The 20832-nt window shown below is 53.7% G+C and carries 20 protein-coding genes and 1 other RNA gene; 3 read left to right on the top strand and 18 right to left on the bottom strand.

Annotated features, from left to right (window positions below; all coding sequences use genetic code 11):
• On the top strand, positions 1–198 hold a 198-nt coding region (locus F556_RS38605), incomplete at its 5' end, for a hypothetical protein (RefSeq protein ID WP_211222611.1).
• 94 nt (positions 199–292) lie between these two features.
• Here F556_RS38605 and F556_RS0118715 read toward each other — a convergent pair.
• The 16 genes from F556_RS0118715 to rpoE form a co-directional block, all read right to left on the bottom strand.
• Positions 293–556: a pro-sigmaK processing inhibitor BofA family protein gene (locus tag F556_RS0118715; RefSeq protein ID WP_020618522.1), complete on the bottom strand. Its 264-nt coding sequence runs from the start codon at positions 554–556 to the stop codon at positions 293–295.
• A complete protein-coding gene (locus F556_RS34465; protein WP_063824384.1) occupies positions 553–834 on the bottom strand; it encodes a DUF2508 family protein in 282 nt (93 codons plus the stop codon). The genes F556_RS0118715 and F556_RS34465 overlap by 4 nt, the downstream gene beginning before the upstream one ends.
• Positions 835–1413: 579 nt before the next feature.
• Entirely contained in the window at positions 1414–2013 is a 600-nt protein-coding gene (recR, locus tag F556_RS0118705) for a recombination mediator RecR (protein ID WP_026297376.1), read from the bottom strand.
• A gap of 253 nt (positions 2014–2266) precedes the next feature.
• Positions 2267–2578, bottom strand: a complete 312-nt coding sequence (locus F556_RS0118700) for a YbaB/EbfC family nucleoid-associated protein (RefSeq protein WP_020618519.1) — start codon at positions 2576–2578, stop codon at positions 2267–2269.
• A 54-nt stretch (positions 2579–2632) separates the two neighbouring features.
• Positions 2633–4417, bottom strand: a complete 1785-nt coding sequence (gene dnaX / locus F556_RS0118695; RefSeq protein WP_026297375.1) for a DNA polymerase III subunit gamma/tau — start codon at positions 4415–4417, stop codon at positions 2633–2635.
• A gap of 148 nt (positions 4418–4565) precedes the next feature.
• Positions 4566–5996, bottom strand: coding sequence for an ATP-binding protein (locus F556_RS34460; protein WP_245583090.1), 1431 nt, complete (start codon positions 5994–5996; stop codon positions 4566–4568).
• A 200-nt stretch (positions 5997–6196) separates the two neighbouring features.
• An RNA gene (ffs, locus tag F556_RS36910) (signal recognition particle sRNA large type) lies at positions 6197–6464 on the bottom strand.
• Positions 6465–6531: 67 nt separating this feature from the next.
• A complete protein-coding gene (locus F556_RS0118685; RefSeq protein ID WP_020618516.1) occupies positions 6532–6939 on the bottom strand; it encodes a hypothetical protein in 408 nt (135 codons plus the stop codon).
• Between the two features lie 68 nt (positions 6940–7007).
• A complete protein-coding gene (gene rpmE, locus F556_RS0118680; protein ID WP_020618515.1) occupies positions 7008–7205 on the bottom strand; it encodes a 50S ribosomal protein L31 in 198 nt (65 codons plus the stop codon).
• Between the two features lie 184 nt (positions 7206–7389).
• Positions 7390–8655 carry a radical SAM family protein gene (locus tag F556_RS0118675; protein WP_020618514.1) on the bottom strand — a complete coding sequence of 422 codons (1266 nt, stop codon included), beginning with the start codon at positions 8653–8655 and terminating at the stop codon, positions 7390–7392.
• A 39-nt stretch (positions 8656–8694) separates the two neighbouring features.
• Positions 8695–10032: a transcription termination factor Rho gene (gene rho, locus F556_RS0118670; RefSeq protein ID WP_020618513.1), complete on the bottom strand. Its 1338-nt coding sequence runs from the start codon at positions 10030–10032 to the stop codon at positions 8695–8697.
• Positions 10033–10154: 122 nt separating this feature from the next.
• Complete coding sequence (locus F556_RS0118665; RefSeq protein ID WP_020618512.1) at positions 10155–11408, bottom strand: UDP-N-acetylglucosamine 1-carboxyvinyltransferase; 1254 nt, start codon at positions 11406–11408, stop codon at positions 10155–10157.
• Positions 11409–11558: 150 nt separating this feature from the next.
• Entirely contained in the window at positions 11559–12413 is an 855-nt protein-coding gene (gene fba / locus F556_RS0118660) for a class II fructose-1,6-bisphosphate aldolase (RefSeq protein ID WP_020618511.1), read from the bottom strand.
• 437 nt (positions 12414–12850) lie between these two features.
• Complete coding sequence (locus tag F556_RS0118655; protein WP_020618510.1) at positions 12851–13249, bottom strand: response regulator; 399 nt, start codon at positions 13247–13249, stop codon at positions 12851–12853.
• A 122-nt stretch (positions 13250–13371) separates the two neighbouring features.
• On the bottom strand, positions 13372–14979 hold the full coding sequence (locus tag F556_RS0118650; RefSeq protein ID WP_020618509.1) for a CTP synthase: 1608 nt from the start codon (positions 14977–14979) through the stop codon (positions 13372–13374).
• Between the two features lie 219 nt (positions 14980–15198).
• Entirely contained in the window at positions 15199–15747 is a 549-nt protein-coding gene (gene rpoE, locus F556_RS0118645; protein ID WP_020618508.1) for a DNA-directed RNA polymerase subunit delta, read from the bottom strand.
• Between the two features lie 361 nt (positions 15748–16108).
• On the opposite strand from rpoE, the gene F556_RS0118640 reads away from it, so the two are divergent.
• Entirely contained in the window at positions 16109–17239 is a 1131-nt protein-coding gene (locus F556_RS0118640; RefSeq protein ID WP_020618507.1) for a S8 family peptidase, read from the top strand.
• Positions 17240–17264: 25 nt separating this feature from the next.
• Here F556_RS0118640 and argS read toward each other — a convergent pair whose 3' ends face one another.
• Together argS and F556_RS0118630 are read right to left on the bottom strand one after the other, a co-directional pair.
• Positions 17265–18947, bottom strand: coding sequence for an arginine--tRNA ligase (gene argS / locus F556_RS0118635; RefSeq protein ID WP_020618506.1), 1683 nt, complete (start codon positions 18945–18947; stop codon positions 17265–17267).
• Positions 18944–19390, bottom strand: coding sequence for a YwiB family protein (locus tag F556_RS0118630; protein ID WP_020618505.1), 447 nt, complete (start codon positions 19388–19390; stop codon positions 18944–18946). Before F556_RS0118630 ends, argS begins: the two co-directional genes overlap by 4 nt.
• A gap of 159 nt (positions 19391–19549) precedes the next feature.
• Between F556_RS0118630 and F556_RS0118625 the strand changes: the two genes are divergently transcribed.
• Positions 19550–20380, top strand: a complete 831-nt coding sequence (locus tag F556_RS0118625) for an AraC family transcriptional regulator (protein ID WP_020618504.1) — start codon at positions 19550–19552, stop codon at positions 20378–20380.
• The last annotated feature ends 452 nt before the right edge of the window (positions 20381–20832 follow it).

The raw sequence follows: 20832 nt of genomic DNA, 5'->3' as shown, positions 1-20832 counted from the left end.
GTATTAGGCACGCCGCCAGCGTTCGTCCTGAGCCAGGATCAAACTCTCCATGATAGAAAGCTGAATAGCTCATTTCTTGCTGGTATTGCTATCTGCAACTCCGAAGAGTTACAGGACATTTCGCTCGTTGTTCAGTTTTCAAAGAACACATTTTCTTTCGTTTGTCGCTACCGTTCAGCGGCGACTCAAATAATATAACACAGATGTTTGGGCTAGTGCAACCCTTTTTTGAAAAAACTTTTAATGCACAAAAAACCGGATCCGCCATGTCACGGGTCCGGTCCAGAATACGTTAGATCACCAGCCATTGCAATCCCAGAATCATGCCTATCCCCGGCAGCCCCAGCGCCACAACAACAGCTATCGTAGCAGGATTAAGCGGGATGTAGAACCCGGAGATGAATCCCGAATAATTCAATAGATACAAAGCGACAGCCGCGACCGTTAGATGAATGGAGAACCGCTTGAGCCAAGACCATGAGAGTCTGCGCTTGACTATTATGCCTACCAGAAGCAAGGCCGATACAACGAGCAGCGATAACCATACTAGATTCATCCCGCTTCACTGCCCCGGAAGCCCGACTTCTTGACCGACAACCTTTTTGCATGACGCAAGAGCATCTCATACCGTTTCTCCGCCGCCTCGATTGCAAAGATCGCATAATCAATTTGATCCTGCCCTTCAGCGTATTCAAAGTGCCGCTTGGCATTGGCCCAGTCCTGCTGAGCCTCCTGAATTTCTTGCAGCAGCGACTCCGCCTGCAGCTCCGCCGCCTCCCGCGCCTTTCCCTTCTCCCTCATCAAGCTCCACCGTTGCAGAATATCCACCTGCATCCCTCCCGCTTGTCCGGTTTGCCTCTCTTGTTACCATTGTATAAACCGGGACCTGCGCTTAGAACCTTTGATGAAGAAAAGTATCTGATGGGTGGGCTCTAACGCTTGTCAGTGAGAGCGTCGATTCAAGGCTGACCCCAAGTGGGAAAGTGCTAACGGCCACCAGAGCGCTTAATCGCAAAGAAAATGGACGGTTGCGAAGCTCACGGTCACAGACGCACTTATTTGCTCTAAAACTAGACATTCCGGCTGAAAACGAGTGAATAGCTGCGTTCCTGTCCGTTAGAATTGCAGATGGGACATTTAAAGCCTAATAGCTGCTGTGGCGACCGTTACAGCACAAATGAATCCTGAGTGATGCGCGATAACCGACTCAATGTGGTCGTCCGACCGCCGTCATGCTGCCGGACCCCGCCCACCTCCCCTATTCACTACCCATTAAGCCTCACACCAGCCCTCCACTTATTTCTCCGTCTGCGAAAAGCATCTTTTCTGAAGAACACGCAAAATAAAGCACAACTTACGGCAACAAAAAACGGCTCAGCCTGAGGCTGAACCGTTTCTTGCACTGCGCGTCGACTATCCCAGCTCTCGCCGGCCTTCCAAAGCCCGCGAGAGGGTAACCTCGTCGGCATATTCCAGATCCCCGCCAACCGGCAAACCGTGGGCAATCCGGGTGACCCGGATACCGAACGGCTTCACCAGCCGGGAAAGATACATGGCTGTCGCTTCGCCCTCAATGTTCGGGTTGGTCGCGAGGATCAACTCCTGAACCTGCTCATCGCTTAGCCGCTTAAGCAGCTCTGCAATCCGGATTTCCTCCGGCCCAACCCCTTCCATCGGCGAGATGGCACCTTGCAGCACATGATATTGGCCCTGAAACTCCTTGGTGCGTTCCATCGCCACCACATCCTTGGACTCCTGGACCACACAAATCACCGAGCGATCCCGCGCCTTGTCCTGGCAGACCCGGCATGGATCGACATCGGTGATGTTGCAGCAGACGGAGCAATAATGTAGATTGCGCTTCACGCTGACCAGAGCCTTTGCAAAATCTATTACATCGTCCTCCTTCATCCGAAGGACATAAAAGGCGAGCCGGGCCGCAGTTTTGGGACCGATGCCCGGAAGCCTGGAGAATGAGTCGATGAGTCTGGCTATCGGTTCAGGGTATTGCACGTCTGCCGCAGCTCCTTTCAAGCAGCCTTTAATATGAATCAGGTTCAAAAAGGCCGGTTTTCAGCACCGAGAAGGCCCTCCGGCAGGAGGAACTGAGGAGCGGAGCGTAGGTGAACCTACGTGAGCACCTAAGAGTTTCCGAAGGAAACTAGCTTCGTAAGCATTCGCTTAGTTCCGACTGCATTCAAGATTCGATGTCGAATCCCCCCCTGAATCACTTCGTGATCAAAAGCGCCTTTTTGAATTACCATCCTTAGAAGAGGCCGGGGATTTTCATGCCTCCGGTGAATTTGCCCATATCCTGATTAGAGAGCTCTTCCGCCTTGGTGATTGCATCGTTGACTGCTGTCAGGACAAGGTCCTGCAGCATTTCTACATCTTCCGGGTCCACAGCTTCTGGTTTGATTTGAATATCGAGCAGTTTCTTATGGCCGTTCATGGTCGCTGTAACCACTCCGCCGCCTGCTGTGCCCTCAACTGTTTTACCTTCGAGCGCTTCTTGAGCCTTCAGCATCTGCTCTTGCATCTTCTTCACTTGCTTCATCATCTGATTCATGTTATTCATCGCATGATCACCTCATCGGATTAGTGGACGGGCGGCCTGTCACAGCCGCTCCGCTTACTTCTCTTGGTCGGTTACTACTACTAGCTCTTCGCCGAACAGCTTAACGGCTTCTTCTACCCACTCCGGCTGCTTGGTTCCCTGTTCAGGCTCCTCCGCTTCCATAATGAGCGGCTCTGCGGCTGCAGCCGGTGCATCGTCGGCCGCACTTGTCCAGTCTTTGATCATGACCGTGACAAAGCTCAGCGGTTTCTGAAACACATCCTGCAGTACCCGCTCGATGACCTCTCGGTTAGCCTGCTTCTCGGTCGTTTCGCGATGAATCGTATTCTTAAAGGCAATCAGAACCTTATCATCTGCGACCGATACTGGCTCACCATCGATCAGCCAAGCGTGAATCGTAATCCGTGCTTCCTTCACTCGCTGCAGCACGTCACCCCACTGCATGCGGATCTTCTGGCAATCCTCGCTGTCCTTGGCCGCGGTATAGGCGTGCAGCTTGACTGTCGTACGCATGGCCCCCGCGCCCCCGCCGCGGTTGCCGAAGCCGCCGCCTCGGGATTCGGGCCGGGCTGGCGCCATCTTCGCAGCGCCGCCATCAGATGCCCCACCTGCTGGCACGACCTGACGCAGCAGCTGCTCCAGCTTGCGCTCCAACGCCTCCAGCTTGCGCGTAAGCTCCGTGACCTTGGCACTATCAGCAGCAGGAGCAGCTGAATTCGCCGCGCCGCCGCCAGCCAGCTCGGCGGACCCGCCCGCAGGCAGTGTGCATATTTTCATCAGCGCGACTTCGAAGAGGGTCTGCGGCTGAGCCGCATGCTTCATCTCCACCTGGTACTGATGCAACACATCGATCATAGCGAAGAGACGCTCTTGATCATAAGCCTCCGCAATCGGCCGGAACTGCTCGGTATCGACAATTCGCTCTGTCATCGCCGCTCCGCCGGGCACCAGCTTGAGCAGTAGCAAGTCTCGGAAATAGTACACGAGATTCTCCATGCACTTGTCCGCACTCTTGCCCGCTTGCATCAGTCCCTCGACCAGCGGAAGAATCGCTGCCACATCGCGCTTGCGGATCGCCTCTGCGAGTTCAGCGAACTGTTCGGCTGCGAGACCGCCCGTCACATCTACGGCATCCGCCAACGTCAGACGACCACCCGAGTAGGCAGAGACCTGCTCCAGGAGTGAGATCGCATCGCGCATGCCGCCATCTGAGAGTCTGGCGACATAGACGAGCGCATCCTCCTCGGCCTCCAGCCCTTCCTCCTCGCAGATCGTGCGCAGTCGTTCCGTCTGTTCCTCCAGGGACACCTGGCGGAAGTCGAAGCGCTGACACCTGGAGATAATCGTCGCTGGCAGCTTATGCGGCTCTGTCGTCGCCAAGATAAAGACCACATGCCCGGGGGGCTCTTCCAACGTCTTAAGCAATGCGTTGAAGGCTTCGGTCGTCAGCATATGCACTTCGTCTATAATATAAACCTTGTAGCGAACTTCCGAGGGTGCATAACGCACCTTGTCCCGGATGTCCCGAATTTCATCAATCCCGCGGTTGGAAGCAGCATCGATCTCGACGACATCCATAATCGTGCCTGTCGTGATGCCTTTGCAGGCCTCGCATACGTTACAGGGCTCGGTAGTCGGACCTTCCCGGCAGTTGATGGCCTTGGCTACGATCTTGGCAGCCGTCGTCTTGCCCGTGCCGCGAGGTCCGTTGAACAGGTAGGCATGAGAAATACGCCGCTCCCGAATCGCATTCTGCAGCGTCTGGATAATATGTTGTTGCCCCACCATGTCCTGGAACGTCTGAGGGCGCCAGGCGCGGTACAAAGCGATATGGGTCACCTTCATCGTCCTTTCCAATTCGCTCGTCCCGGGCTGTAACACTCGGGTAGGTCTATTATACACGATCCCTTCGTCAGCGGAAACAGGCGACCGCATCTGCGGCAACCCCGGGAGCTGCTGCCGCCGAAGAAACGGGCCGCCATTTTAGTTAGAACTCCTCTTCCTTATCTTCAAAAGAGCAGGGAATACTGACCGTGAAGGTCGTTCCCTTCTCGTGCGAGGATACCCGGATTTTACCACCCATGTCGTGAATGATGCGCTGGCATACTGAGAGTCCGAGCCCTGTACCCGTAGGTTTGGTTGTGACAAACGGATCAAAAATTCGGTCCACCATAGCCGGTTCAATCCCGGGGCCATTATCTTCAATATCAATACTTACCCAACGGGTCAGCCCCTGCTCGCGTTCAATCCGGCCAGAGATCGTAAGAATCCCGCCTTCTTTCATGGCTTCAATGCCGTTCTTGCCGATGTTCAGAAACACCTGCTTCAGCATCTCGCCATCCGCCACAACTCTGGGCAGGCTGCTTAATTTCTCGTAATTCACGACAATCCCATGCAATAGGGCTTCATTCTGAATAATAGGCATGATCTCACTCATCACGGCATTGGGGTCAACCAGATCGAAGGTAATGTTCTTGGGCTTGCTCAGGAGTAAAAATTCACTGACCAGCTCATTGATTCGGTCAATCTCGGTCAGCATGATCTCGGTGTATCCGTATTCCTTATTCAACCCCTTTTCTTTCATCGTATTCTTGAACATTTGCAGAAAACCCTTAATTGCAGTGAGCGGATTGCGAATCTCATGAGCCGTACCGGCAGCAATCTGTCCAATCATCGCCAAGCGGTCACTGCGCTGCACTTGCTCTTCCAGTGATCGCAGGTTCGAGACATCCTTGAACGTCACGTAGGCGCCCAACAACCGTCCCTGTTGATCTCGCAGCAAATTGGCGTCCATCAACAGTTCTCTCTGTTCATAAGCTTTGCTCCAGCGGAAAGGGTGATTGCGTACAGGCTGTTCCTCCACGACCATCTGCTTCAACAACCGGTGCTCGAATGGCGTATGGGAAAACAATTCATCCATCCGCTTGCCTTGAACCTCATCTTCTCGTACGCCTAACACCTTGCAAGCCAAGGGACTTATCGCATTCACGCGAAAATCCGCATGCAGCAGGATGACCCCCATACTCTCTTCTCGAAGCAGCGTCAGCGCAAATTGCTGCATCAGGCCTGATTGCTGCCATGCAGCAGGCTGGTGCAACAAGGTCAGGTAATGCTTTGCACCATCAAGTTCTATGGACATCAGCATATACTCCATTTCCTGCAGCTCCTCATTCTTCTTGCGCAGCTGCACCACATTACTCGATACCGGATTCCCATTCAAGATGGTATGTGGATCGTAATCCACAAGAATCTCGCGCATCGGCCTGCCGAGCAATTCTGATTCTGCATAGCCGCTTTCTTGCCGAAACAGCGGATTGGTCCGGACCACGGCGAAGCAGTCATTGCACAAGACGGCCATAACAAACGGAACCTTGTTCCAGTACCATTCCATCGTTTCTTGGCGTACGCGTACTACCATAGGCACGTCATTCAATAGGAATCACCTCTTCAAAGATGCGGTCCGGTAATACTTGATAATTTTTCACATAATGTTATTCTCTGCTGAACCGCGCGATTCCTTCCAAACGTTCCTTAGATATGAAAAAACACCTCCTGGATTATGCACGAAGCATGTCCAAAAGGTGTTATAACTGTTCGATTTAATTCAAAAAATTAGTACCGTGCACCTGTCTTTGACCAATGCAACACAAGCGGAACCCCAGATTCCAGCTCAGACCAGGCACTCCACCGGCACATGAATTAACTTGCTTACGGCTGCTTCCTTCCGGACCTGACCGGGTTCACAAGCATCCATTGCGGTGGACCAGGATCGTCAACACTGTTCACTGAAGTCAGACCTTGCATCCACATGGCCTAGAACAGGGATTCAACCTCGCTATAGCGGATTGCGAGTTACAGGGCACCGCTACCTCCCCATCTAGCACGGCAAGCATAAGTATAGCTCATTCCACTGCAATAATCAAGCCAAGCTCCTGAGTTGTGATGAGGGCTAATTAACGTGCGGTTTCGTACGGCTCCATGTGGATGACGTAGCGAGGCATGTTGTCCGCAAGCACCCGATGTGCCCGATCCACCAGACCAGCTGCCTGATTCTCAGTCACGTCACTGCGTATCGTCAATGTTACATAAATATCTGGATCTTGAATACGAAATGCAGCATGCTTGATTCCGCCGATCTCATTCAGCTTTTCGTGCATGAAGCGAATATCACTGCTGTAGCTAAAATAGGCTGAGTTTGTAGGCAGACCTGGATTGCTATTGGACAATCCCATGTACCCATCATGGCCATATGTTGTCGGCCGCCCTTCGTCGTCCTGGGGCTTGGTCCCACAAGCCGAGAGTGGCACACAGACAAGCAATATAAGGACGATCAATACCAGATGACGCATCCGTATAAACATAAGAAAACCTCCCTTGTCCATAGGATGGCTTCGGGAGGTTCTTATATGCTGCTAATTTGCGGCAAGGCTTAGATGCCGTATTTCTTTTTGAATTTGTCGACGCGTCCACCAGCATCCAAGAACTTCTGCTTCCCTGTGAAGAACGGGTGGCATACGGAGCAGATCTCAACACGCAGGTTCTCTTTAATCGAACCGGTCTCGAAGCTGTTGCCACATGCGCAGGTTACTGTGGTTACTTGATACGACGGATGAATACCTTGTTTCATCGCGATTCACCTCTTCCTTTGCCCTGAGCCAACAGGCGGGCCCAGAGTTTAAATCCACACAAGGACGATTATACCACGAATGCTCGGCACGTTGCAACGACATTCTAATGATGTTCGCACGAGCCCTTTAACGACAAAAAAACCTAACAGTCCATGAGGACGTCAGGTCTGAAAACAGGCTGATTTAGCTTTGTTTGCTGAATTGCCGCCTTGTCGGAGGTACATGGGTATAGGAACCAATGACGACATTCGGGATTTCCTGAGCATAGATTTCCAACAATTGCTTCATGCCGTAGATCTCGCCCTTGGCCGGAGGAATGAGTTCCAGGTAACTCTCTGGATCAATATTTAGATTACGCATCTGAATCAGCTTCAATCCCGTTCGCTTGACGAAACCAATCATGGCTTCAATCTCTTCCTCGCGGTCTGTGACCCCAGGAAAGATCAAGTAGTTGATGGATGTGTAAACGCCTTTGTCCGTTGCATAACGCAAGGATTTCTCGACATTAGCCAAGGTGTACGCCCGGGGCTTGTAGTAGGCATTATAGTGATCATCCAGCGCGCTGATTGTACTGACACGCATCAAATCGAGGCCGCTGTCGACGATGGCCCGAATATGATCCGTCAATCCCGCATTGGTGTTGATATTAATATAGCCGTTATCTGTTTGCGCCCGCACACGGCGCATCGCCTCGGTGATGATCTTGGCCTGTGTTGACGGCTCGCCTTCACAGCCTTGACCGAAGCTGATAATGGCCTCCGGTGCTTGCAAGTGCTCCAGCATGATTTCCGTCAGCTCATCGACCGTCGGTTTGAAATTCATCCGCGTCTGTGGAGCAGGGAAGCCGCTATCGTCCGGCTGGTCCGAGATACATCCGAAGCAGCCCGCGTTGCAGGAGTACGAAACGGGCACGGCGCCTTCCCACCGCTGCAAGAACGTATTGGATGCCGTCAGGCATTCATAACCCAATGCGCAGTGCGAGAGGTGCTTGTAGAGCCGGTTCTCTGGATACTTCTGCAGTAATTCCTCTACGCGCACCTCGAGTTCGCCACGGTCACAATGCAGCGGATTCCAACGTTCGGGATCATCGCTCGGATCAGCGGCCACGTAGAATCCGCCGTCCTTCCAGACGACGGCAGAGTATCCGAAGAGCGGCAGTTTTTGAGTTTTATCGGTCTTCACATAGCCGGGAATGACCAAGCGGGTGAAGCCCTGCGGGAGCAGAGCCCCTACAGCCTGCACCTCGCCCGGCAGCAGTTCCATCGCCCCGCTGCGCGGATTGATCCCCACGGGCCGGGTATGCGGCAGGCCAACCAGCGTCGCACCTTCCGGCAGCGGAATCAGCTCATCATCCATGAGCTCCACGACCATATCGCCGCTGCGACCGAGCGCAATCCAATCCGGGTGATCAAAAACATTGCCATCCTTATCGGCATATACGAGATTCATGATGTAGCTTGCCTCCTTATTCTTGAGAGGGCGATCATTCTAAGATACCGGCGTCGAACGAACCGGACGGCGGCCGGTCTGGCCGCTGCCAGAAGCCGGTCTGGAAGAAGTCTGGCCTGAGCCGCCCATGGCTGACGTGTCCAGCGACATCAGGAACTCCTCATTGGTCTTCGTATCGGCCAGCTTCTTGAGGAAGTTATCGATGAATTCCATCGAGTCGTTCATGCCTTTGCGAATCGCCCATACCTTATCCAGCTCTTCTTGGGTCAGCAGCATCTCTTCACGCCGTGTGCCGGAGCGGCGGATGTCGATGGCCGGGAAGATCCGGCGTTCCGCCAATTTGCGGTCCAGATGCAGCTCCATGTTGCCTGTTCCTTTGAACTCTTCATAGATGACGTCGTCCATCCGGGAACCCGTCTCGACCAATGCTGTTGCCAGGATAGTCAGACTGCCGCCTTCTTCCACGTTCCGCGCCGAACCGAAGAAGCGCTTCGGCCGATGGAAGGCTGCAGGGTCAATACCACCACTAAGCGTACGGCCTGATGGCGGGATGACGAGGTTATAAGCACGTGCCAGGCGTGTGATACTATCGAGCAGGATGACGACATCCTTCTTGTGCTCTACCAGACGCAAGGCACGCTGCAATACAAGCTCGGCAACCTTGATGTGGTTCTCCGGCAGCTCGTCGAAGGTCGAGGCCACAACCTCGCCCTTGACCGAACGCTGCATATCCGTTACTTCCTCTGGTCGCTCGTCGATCAGCAGCACAAACAGCTCAATCTCCGGGTTATTAGTGGATATGCTATTGGCGATTTCTTTCAACAACAGCGTTTTACCAGCCTTCGGCGGTGCCACGATCAGTCCCCGCTGACCCAGTCCAACAGGAGCCAGCACATCCATGATCCGAGTGGAGAGATGCTTGGGAGCGGTCTCAAGGACAAGCTTCTTCTCGGGGAATAACGGCGTCAGCGCCGGGAAATGAAGACGCTCGGCAGCATGCTCCGGGCTCTCGCCGTTTACGGCATTAACCTGCAACAGTCCAAAATAACGTTCGTTCTCTTTGGGTGTTCGGCATTTGCCTGAAACCAAGTCGCCTGTCCGCAGGTCAAACTTGCGAATTTGCGATGCAGAAATATAAATATCCTCTGTACTTGGCAAATAGTTGATGGGACGCAGGAAGCCGTAGCCCTCGGAGAGAATCTCCAGCACGCCCTGCATAAACATCAAACCGCTCTTCTCCGCTTGTGCGCGCAAAATAGCAAAGATAAGTTCATTTTTTCTTAATTGTCCGTAATACGGAATTTGGTATTGCTTGGCGAGCTTATAGAGCTCGGTTAACTTCATCCCTTCCAGATCAGCGATCTGAAGTTCCGTCATATCCTCACCACTTTAGGTTAATTTTCTTAAAGGTAGTTCAAAAAGTCCGCTTTTGATCACGAAGTTTTTGAACACGTATTTTTATATACATATTTTCATAGTTTCGCCTATTCTTCCGCGAGCTAATCATTCTCGCGCCAGACATCGGCTCCCAGTTCCCGCAGATTGTCTACGAGCGAGTCGTAGCCGCGGTCGATATATTCGACACCGGTGATTTCTGTTACGCCGTCGTTAACCGTCAGTCCGGCTACAACAAGCGCAGCGCCAGCGCGCAAGTCCGCTGCACGGACTTTGGCTGCATGCAAGGCACCGCCCTCAATGATCGCTGAGCGCCCTTCCAGTCGGATGTTGGCACCCATGCGAAGTAACTCGGGCACATGCTTGAACCGGTTGTTATACACATAGTCAGAGATGATGCTAACGCCGCTTGCCTGCGTGAGCAAGCTCGTCATTGGTGACTGCAGATCTGTCGCAAAGCCTGGATACACCAGCGCTCTTACGTCAATGGACTCATAGCTCGGTCGTCCGACAATACGGATCGCCTCGTCCAGTTCGTGCACTTCCACACCCATCTCCAATAGCTTGGCCGTCATTGCCTCCATGTGCTTGGGAATGACATTGTCGATCAAGACATCGCCACGTGTCGCGGCGGCCGCGATCATGTACGTGCCAGCTTGGATTCGGTCAGGGATGATAGAGTGTCTGCAGCCATGCAAAGAATCGACGCCCTCAATACGGATCGTCTCGGTGCCCGCCCCTTTAATCTTGGCGCCCATGGCGCTAAGCAGGGTGGCAACATCTATAATTTCAGGCTCTTTGGCCGCGTTTTCGATAATTGTGGAGCCTTTGGCCCGAGAAGCCGCCAGCATGATATTAATCGTGGCACCGACGCTTGCAACGTCAAGGTAGATTTTCGCTCCGCGAAGCTCCTTGGCCGCAATGCGAATCGAGCCGTGATCATTGGTCACTTCTGCACCAAGCGCTTCAAAGCCTTTGATGTGCTGGTCAATCGGACGGGGCTCGAAGTTACAGCCGCCTGGCAGGCCGATCGTCGCTTCACCGAAGCGTCCGAGCAGCGCACCCATCAAATAATAGGAGGCCCGCAATAGCTTGACCTTCCCGTTGGGCATAGGGATAGAAGACATGTGAGAGGGGTCGATCGACATGGAGTCTCCTCTCCATGTGACGGAGCCGCCGAGATCCTCCAGAATTTCGCTGTATACTGCTACATCGCTAAGTTGGGGCAAGTTGTCGAGGATAACCTCTGACTCAGCCAATATGGCCGCAGGCAGCAAGGCGACTGCGCTGTTTTTGGCACCGCTGATTTGCACAGTACCGCGCAGCGGTCGTCCGCCGCGTATCATTAATTTTTCCATTCGAGCTTATGTCCTCCATTCGGAAGAAAACAAAGTCAAGACCGCTCTGCCAGCCCCCGCATATCCACCGCTGCTGCTTAAGGCAGCAGCAAGCGGCTTGTACACAAGACTCATGCTGACTGAACGGTCTGGAGCGTTTGTTTCGAGAAGTTACGCCTGGTTGTTACTGCCGAACAAACGGATTTTCTCGCGTACTACGGCTACCATGGCGTCGCGGGCAGGCGTCAGATATTTGCGAGGATCATATACCGTGTCATTGGAAGACAGTACTTTCCGAATCGCGTTCGTCGCTGCAACTTGATTCTCTGTGTTCACGTTGATTTTACCTACGCCAGCTTCGATCGACTTGCGGATCGCTTCGTCCGGTACACCGGAACCGCCGTGCAGTACAACTGGTACTGGGATAGCAGCAGTGACTTCTTTGATGATGTCATACTGGATTTTTACTTCGCCTTTGTACATGCCGTGAGCAGTACCTACAGCGATAGCCAGACAGTCAACGCCAGTCTCTTCGTAGAAACGGATCGCTTCTTCAGGCTTAGCCAGGGAAGCATGCTCTTCGTCCACGCTGATGTCATCCTCAACGCCGCCGATTGTACCCAGCTCACCCTCAACCGATACGCCCATCTCACGAGCAGCGCGAACGACTTCTTTGGTCAGACGGATATTTTCTTCCAGCGAGTAGTGGGAACCGTCGAACATAACCGACGAGAAGCCCGCACGGATACACTTCATGGCAACTTCAAAGCTGGAGCCGTGGTCCAGGTGCAGCGCAATTGGCAGACCGGATTTTTTGGCAGCTGCTTCAGCCAGTGCAACGGTGAACTCGATGCCCATGTATTTCAGAGCGCCTTCGCTGACACCGTAGATAAATGGAGACTTCTCTTCGATCGCTGCATCAACAATCGCCTGCGCGAACTCCAGGTTGTTCATGTTGAATTGACCGACCGCAAATTTGTTTGCTTTTGCCTTAGGCAAAAATTCGTTCATCGATACCAATGGCATGGTTTCTTACTCCTCCTAAGCACTATGTGTTCTCAAGCCCGTTCGACTTGTCATACGGAGTTATTATATCACATGAGGACAAGCTTTGGTAACGGGGGAGAATTTTTTGGAGAAGGTGGGGATGACAAGTTCACATACCTGCGAGGGTTGGGTCATTTTTACGATCGCTGTTGTCCCCAGATTTCCTAATTATCTAACCCCTGTAGGGGGTGAAATCCGGGGACAAAGGCGAGCGCTTCGCTTCTCCAAAACAACCCACCCTCTCCGGCATACTTCTGTCATCCCCACAGGTGTAGTAGTAAGGCAAGGTCGAAGCCGGAGGAGCAACGCGTCCGCCTTTGTTCGCAGATATCAACCTCTAGAGAGGTTAACAATGAAGATATCTGCGAACAACAGCGGCCGGAGGTCCGACGTTGCCCCTAGCAAAAAGGGGCCCGTTAGGACCCCACTGCGTAAAAATTATTGGATTCGCCGCCGCGCAGCTGCATGTTGACGGCCATCCGCATCTCATCGATGTCAAATGGCTTGGTGAAATGCATCAGAGCGCCAAGATCTGTCGCTTCCTTGATCATGTCCAGCTCGCCATAGGCCGTCATCATAATGACCTTGATCTCCCGGTTGATGGCCTTGATATGCTTGAGAATCTCAAGCCCGTCCATCCCGGGGATCTTCATATCCAGCAGCACGAGGTGGGGCGATTCCTCTTTGACAATTTCTAACGCCAGCTTACCATTGGAGGCCTGATAGGTCAGATAGCCTTCGCTACTGAAGACTTCGACCAAAAGCACGCGGATTCCGTTCTGATCATCAACGATCAACACTTTTTTCTTATCCAACTGATACCCTCCTAGGGACGTGTCTACTTATCGATAAATGGTCAACTCTTCCATAATCGTTAATATATTCGCCCTAGGCGTCCCAATATCCTCCTATCAGCTGGAAAAAATCCTGTGACGATTTATCGGTTCTCCGAATATGTCAGCGATGCCCGCACAAAATCACGGAACAACGGTTGTGGACGGTTCGGACGGGATGTGAATTCCGGATGGAATTGTACAGCCAGGAACCACGGATGATCCTCAATTTCCACCATTTCGACCAGTCGGCCGTCCGGCGAAGAACCGGAGATGATGAGGCCCGATGCCTCGATCCGTTCTCTATATTCCGTGTTGAACTCGTACCGGTGGCGATGACGCTCATAGACCAACTCGTCCTGGTAAGCCTTCCAGGCCAATGTGCCTTCCGTTACCTTGCACGGGTACAAGCCAAGACGCATCGTGCCGCCCAGATCTTCAATATCCTTCTGCTCTGGCAGCAGATCGATTACAGGATACAGTGTAGAAGGGTCAATCTCGGAGCTGTTGGAGCCCGGCAGATTGGTTACGTTACGTGCATACTCCACCACTGCCACCTGCATACCCAGACAGATGCCGAAGAATGGAACCTTCTGTTCGCGAGCATGACGGATGGCAATGATCTTGCCCTCGATGCCCCGGTCACCGAAGCCGCCAGGCACGAGAATGCCATGAACACCGCTAAGCTGTTCAGCCACATTCTCTTCGGTCAATTCTTCCGCATTGACCCAACGAATGTTGATTTCCGAGTCCGCATCAATTCCAGCATGTCCAAGCGACTCCACAATACTCAGGTACGCATCATGCAGGGCCACATACTTGCCGACAATCGCAATCTCGGTCGTCCGGCTGAGTGATTGAACGCGTTCGACCAAGCGTGTCCATTCCGTCATGTCGGGTTTGCCAACATCCAGCTTCAGATGGTTGACGACGATTTCGTCAAGCCCTTCTTCCAGCAGGTTGAGCGGAACTTCATACAGGTTGGAAGCGTCACGGCATTCAACGACAGCATTGGCATCAATGTCGCAGAACAACGCAATTTTGCGCTTCATGTCCTCATGCAGCGGATATTCCGTACGGCACACAATGATGTTCGGCTGGATGCCGATGCTGCGCAACTCTTTCACGCTATGCTGGGTCGGCTTGGTCTTCACTTCACCGGCAGCTTTAATGTAAGGAATCAGCGTCACGTGGATGTACATGACATTGTCACGGCCGATATCGCTCTTGATCTGACGAATCGCTTCGAGGAACGGCAAGCTCTCGATATCCCCAACTGTACCGCCAATTTCCGTAATAACGACGTCCGAACCAGCCTCCTTGCCAGCACGAAACACACGTTCTTTGATTTCATTGGTAATATGAGGGATAACTTGAACCGTTCCCCCGAGATACTCGCCCCGACGCTCTTTGCTGATGACGGAGGAGTAGATTTTACCAGTCGTGACATTGCTGTTCTTGGAGAGATTGATATCGATAAACCGTTCGTAGTGTCCGAGATCGAGGTCCGTTTCCGCGCCATCGTCGGTTACGAATACTTCCCCATGCTGATAGGGGCTCATGGTGCCGGGATCGACGTTGAGGTAAGGGTCAAACTTCTGAATGGTTACCTTCAGACCTCTGTTTTTGAGCAGTCTGCCAAGAGAAGCAGCTGTAATCCCTTTGCCAAGCGATGAGACAACCCCGCCGGTTACAAAAATGTATTTTGTCACTGTACTATTACCCTCCAAGTTGAAAATGGTTAATGATATGCTCCTCTATACACAGCACAAACGGCACGAAGCCTTCATTAAAAACAAAAAAAGTGACACCCGTATAGTACGGGGCACTTTTCACTTATAAAATCACTATAAATGGTTAACCAATTGTGAAGCCCATGCAATAGTTTACTCTGTCGGAAGTGCGCTGTCAAGGCTTGACTTGACCCATCTCTATCTGTCTTCTTCGTCCTCCGAATCGTCCTCTTCTTCGTACTCGTCGGACTCTTCTTCTTCCTCTTCGGAGTCTTCGCCTTCCAGTTCTTCTTCCTCGTCTACGCCGCTCTCTTCGTCGCCTTCGGAGAAGATCTCTTCACTGTCTTCATCATACACATCGTAGTCTTCGTCGTCCGCTACGAATACTTCTTCCTCTTCCTCTGCGAAGACATCTTCGTCGTCGTCATCATCATCATTAATGATACGCGTACGTTTGGCGTTGCCAATCGGATCCTCCGACTTCTCCACCGGATACCAGCGCTTCAGTCCCCACATGTTGCTGCCAACGCAGGCAAAACGGCCGTCGATATTAATCTCGGTGTACACTTGCGCAATCACCTGACTGATCTCATCCTGGGTCAGGCCCCGCACCTTGGCGATCTCCATCATCAGGTCCCGGTAATAGTAAGGGGTATTCGCGCTCTTAAGCACCTCAAAAGCCAGATCCACCATTGGCATTTCCTTCAGCCGCTCCGGGTCGATCTTCAGCGTTATCTCGCCACTCATCTATACACATCCTCTCAAGCCAGATATATGTGTTCCTTGCGTCCATTCTATCCGTTATCAGATTATAGTAAAACCTATTTCCTGCAAAAATGCAAGCGCGGAGATGAAACGTTCCAACGCCAGAAAACAAAAAAAGACGAAGGCATCCCCTTCGTCTGACTGTATCCACCCGAACGCGTTATTCCCACCCTACGGTCCGGCACTTCAAGAGCCGGTATAGACTCTCGGTATATAGTATGAGCGAGTGTCCTGATTGACACGGCTGGCCGCCTAATTCTCGGAAAAAAGGCAAGTTGCTCATTCGGCCGGGGACGCTCGTTCATACAATACTGCAGTAAGGTCGTCGGGAGGGAAGCCAACTTTGGACACCACTGCATTACTTCGCTGGCTGCACAGCACGATGGCCCATCCTGCAGAAGGCTCCGGACGCCACATTCTCCGCTTTGGCAGCAGTCGCAGCTATCGTGCTTTTGCCGCCGCATGGTCGGAGCTCGCCCAGCCGCAGTCCTACTTTCCTGAAGTAAAGCCACTGCCACTGATCGGAGGCATTGCTTGCCCCGCCGTCCCCCTGCGGATGCCGGACCCTGATCTTCAGCTCACGCTGGAGGAAGATCAGCAGGTCTCCCTCCACGGCACGCTGCAGAAATCCATCGGCGCCGACAAGGGCATTCCCTGGGGCGTTCAACAGATTAGAGCCCCCTATGCCTGGAGCCGCACAACCGGTCACCGGATCAAGATCGGCGTGATCGACACCGGGGTCGATTTTGGGCATCCTGATCTGAACGGTTCGCTTGCACGGGGCATCAACCTGCTCAGTCGGGGTGTCGCCCCCCATGATGACAACGGGCACGGCACCCATATCGCAGGTACCATCGCAGCCGCCAATCAGCTCAAGGGGATGATTGGTGTTGCCCCGCGTGCCATTGTGCATCCGGTCAAAGCCTTTGATCACAATGGCAGCGCCTACGTTTCCGACATTATTCTCGGCATCGAATGGTGCGTACGCAACCGACTTCACATTATCAACATGAGCTTTGGCATGAAGAACCGCAGCAAGGCGCTGCTCGGCGCCGTCAATCAAGCGTATCAGGCCGGCATTGTCATCGTCGCTTCCTCCGGCAATGACGGCAAGCGCAAATCCATCGATTACCCTGCACGCTATGCACAAACGATCTCCGTAGGCGCCACCAACAAGCTTCGGCGCATCGCCCCTTTCAGTAACCGCGGCGCGTATATCGACATCTATGCACCAGGCGACAAAATTCATTCCGCATGGCTGCGGGGCAAGTACCATGAAATGAGCGGTACCTCCATGGCAACTTCGCATGTCAGCGGTGCAATTGCCCTGTTGTTAGCCGACCGTCCCGGTCTGACGCCCGCTGAGATCAAGGCAATCCTCAAGCGAGCGATGCTGCCGATTCGCGGTCAGAAGTCTGCCCGCATGGCAGGGGAGCTTGATGTTGTAAAAATGATGCAGGCCGCTGATCGCTAGCGGCCTGTTCTTTGTGATCTATGAACTACATCCGTTCTGGCGCCTGCACGCCGATCAACCGGAGTACATTGGCGATTGTGGTCCGAACCGCGGATAGGAGCGCCAACCGCGCCATCGTCTGCTCGCGGTCTTCGGTAATGAAACGCTCTGCTTTGTAATAGCTGTGCAGCATCGATGCCAGTTCGTATACATAGCGTACCAGGCGATGAGGTGCGTACAGCTGGGCGCTCTCCGCAACTTCCTGCGGCAATTCGCCGAGCTTGCGCAGTAGATCGTATTCGGCTTCAGCCGTCAGATTGCCCAAATCAGCCTCAACCAGCGCCGCGGTTGCGATGCCCTGTTCCTCCGCTTGGCGGAATACGCTGCAGACGCGGGCATGCGCATACTGCACATAGAACACCGGGTTTTCGTTGGACGTCGAAACGGCCAGATCCATGTCAAAATCCAAGTGAGAGTCCATACTCCGCATCGTAAAGAAATAGCGAACAGCGTCGACTCCGACCTCTTCGATCAAGTCTTCCATGGTGACGGCCTTGCCCGTCCGCTTGGACATTTTGACCTTTTCGCCATCCTGGAACAGGCTCACCATTTGTGCAATCAACACAATCAGCTTGTCCGGATCGTAGCCCAATGCCGCCATCGCTGCCTTGACGCGCGGGATATAGCCATGATGGTCTGCGCCCCAGATGTTGATGACCTGGTCGAAGCCGCGCTCGTACTTGTCGCGGTGGTAAGCAATGTCTGGCGTGAGGTAGGTATAAGAACCGTCATTCTTCACCAAAACGCGATTCTTGTCGTCGCCCAGCGGCATCGTCTCCAGCCAGGTCGCGCCTTCTTCTTCGTACACATGCCCGCGCTCGCGCAATACCGACAGCACCTCGTCAATCCGACCGTCCTGATACAGCGACGTCTCATGGAACCAGACATCGAACGGTACCCGGAACCGGGCCAGGTCGCGTTTGATTTTGTCCAGCTCCCGCTCCAGTCCGAAGCTGCGCAGCAGTGTGAAACGCTCTTCCTGCGGCAGCGACATCAGGTCATCGCCCTTCTCTTCCCGCAGCTGGCGGGCAAAGCCGATAATGTCCTCGCCATGGTAGCCATCCTCTGGCATCTCTGCCGCCTCTCCCAGCTCCTGCCGGTAACGCGCTTCGATGGAGTACGCCAGATTCTCGATCTGCTTGCCCGCATCATTAATATAGTACTCTCTTGTCACATCATAGCCGGCATAGTCGAGGACATTGCACAGGGCATCGCCGACAGCTGCACCTCTGGCATGACCCAGATGCAGGTTGCCCGTCGGGTTGGCACTGACGAACTCGACCTGCACACGCTGTCCTTGGCCTACTGTCGCGCGTCCATAATTGTTGCCAGCCTTCAGCACCTCGGCAACGATATCATGCAGGAACCGTCTGTCCAACCGGAAGTTGATGAAACCCGGGCCCGCAATCTCAGCCGATTCAATGGATGTGGCTTCTTTGTCCAAGTTGGCGATAATCGCTTCTGCGATTTGCCGCGGGTTCTTTTTGGCCAGCTTGGTCAGCTGCATCGCTGCATTCGTCGCTAGATCACCGTGAGATTTGTCTCTAGGCACCTCCAGGATAATGACCGGCAGCTCCTCCCGGTTCGCCAGACCGGCTGCGACGATCGCATCTGCAATCCCCACCCGGATCCGTTCATTCATTTGTTCCAATACATTCTGCTGACTCATGACTCTATGACCTCCTGTATATGCAGCCGAAGCTGAAAATAGCCGACTGGCTCTTCACTCATCCATAATCTGTACTTCCATTCAATTGTCATGGGAAGCTCCAGTGCAGATTCCGCTCCTGCATCCGTCGCCATTGCCAGATAATCCGTCTCTGTCTCCATCAGGAGACGCGAGCCAGTAAGCCGGTATTCCCCTCGTCGCCTGGCCCCCTGAACAAAATGATGCTCCGTCTCGACATCGCCCCGCCTGGTAATCTTGAGTTCCCGCAGCTCCTCGTCCCAGCGGACGGTCGTCCTGAGCTTACGATCGTCCTCGGCTTCTTCGTAGAGCAAGAAAGCGGCGCGGTTTCGAACGGCCCAATCTCCCGTATACGTATGTACCGATACTTCATCGTCCTGTCGGCTTTCCAACGTAATCCGTACTCTGGTCTTTGATGATTGCACCTTTAGCCCCGCTTTCCTTCCTTTTGCTTCTCGTGACCTTACTATAATACAGCTGTCTGCTGTAAGCAATCCCGGTGTGCAAGGATATGGGCTGCCAGTTGGCTTTTTGCGTATGGCCCGTTATGATGAGGACAAGCAGAGTTACAGAGGAGGCACCTCATGGATCTTAATCTATTCTCCGTCATCACCGACCTTGAGCGGCGTTTGCCGATCTATATAACGAGCGCTGGCGGCTGGACGCATCAGAACAGCATTGAGCGGCCCAGCGGCTATCCCAGCTACCAATGGCTCCAAGTGACAAGCGGCAGCGGCGTATTCAGTCATCATGGCAAAGAAATTGCTGTCCATCCCGGGCAGGGCATCCTGACAATGGCCCATGATCCGCATGAATATAGACCGACCAAGGCGCCTTGGTCGGTACGTTGGATTTGTTTTGATGGCAATCGCGTGCAGGATATGCTGGAGGATCTCGGCATTCACCAGACCGGCGTCTTCTTCCTGGCCAATCCAGACGCGTTGCTGAAGCATCATCAAGAGTCCGTCTCTCTCTTGCAGGCCCAGCACCCGGCCACTGTCCTGGAGTCGTCCTCCACCATGTATCGGCTGCTGCTCGACCTGTACCGCTACATCTCCCGCTCCGAGCTGCGCTCGCGCAAGCATCAGATGGACGCCCTGACGCCGGTACTGGCTTACATGGAGCAGAACTACAACCACTCGATTACGCTAGGCGAGCTGGCAGAGCTCCAGGGGGTCACGCCCCAGCATATCTGCGTGCTCTTCCAACAGGCGCTGGGCGCCCGCCCGATCGAGTACCTGACGCGGATCCGCATGCGCAAGGCCAAGGAGCTGTTGCTACAGCAGCCCCGCAAGGAGGTCAAGGCCATCGCCGCCCAAGTCGGCTACGAGCACCCCAGCTACTTCATCAAGCTGTTCAAGCAGCAAGAAGGCCTGACGCCCGTCATGTTCCGCAGCGCCTATCTAAGCCGCTAGGCAGCCGGGCCGGGCGCGGAGTAAGCGGAGCAAGCAGGCGGTGGGACGGGGATCCGGTAGGGAGTAGCGGGTGGCGGGCAGAAGTGCGCGACAGCGGAGCAAGCGGGCGGCGGGCGGGTGGGAGCGGCAAAGGTAGCGGAGTAAGCGCACGGCGGGCGGCAGGCTGGGAGCGGGGAGGCGGTGGGTGAGGGCAGGGCGCGGCCTTGCAGCCACCTCAACGATCTCTACCTGACGCTCCAACGAAACTTTCTTGCCTTACAGCTACCTCAACCGCTCCACTTGGCGCTCCAACGAAAGTTTCTTGCCTTACAGCTACCTCAACCGCTCCACTTGGCGCTCCAACGAAAGTTTCTTGCCTTACAGCTACCTCAACCGCTCCACCCGGCGCTCCAACGAAACTTTCTTGCCTTACAGCTAACCTCGACCGCCCCTCCTGCGCTCCAACGAAACTT

The sequence above is a fragment of the Paenibacillus daejeonensis DSM 15491 genome, from assembly GCF_000378385.1.
Taxonomy (GTDB): Bacteria; Bacillota; Bacilli; order Paenibacillales; family Paenibacillaceae; genus Paenibacillus_D; species Paenibacillus_D daejeonensis.
Note: the sequence above shows the minus strand (reverse complement) of the source record. Positions and strands in the feature narration are given on the sequence as shown.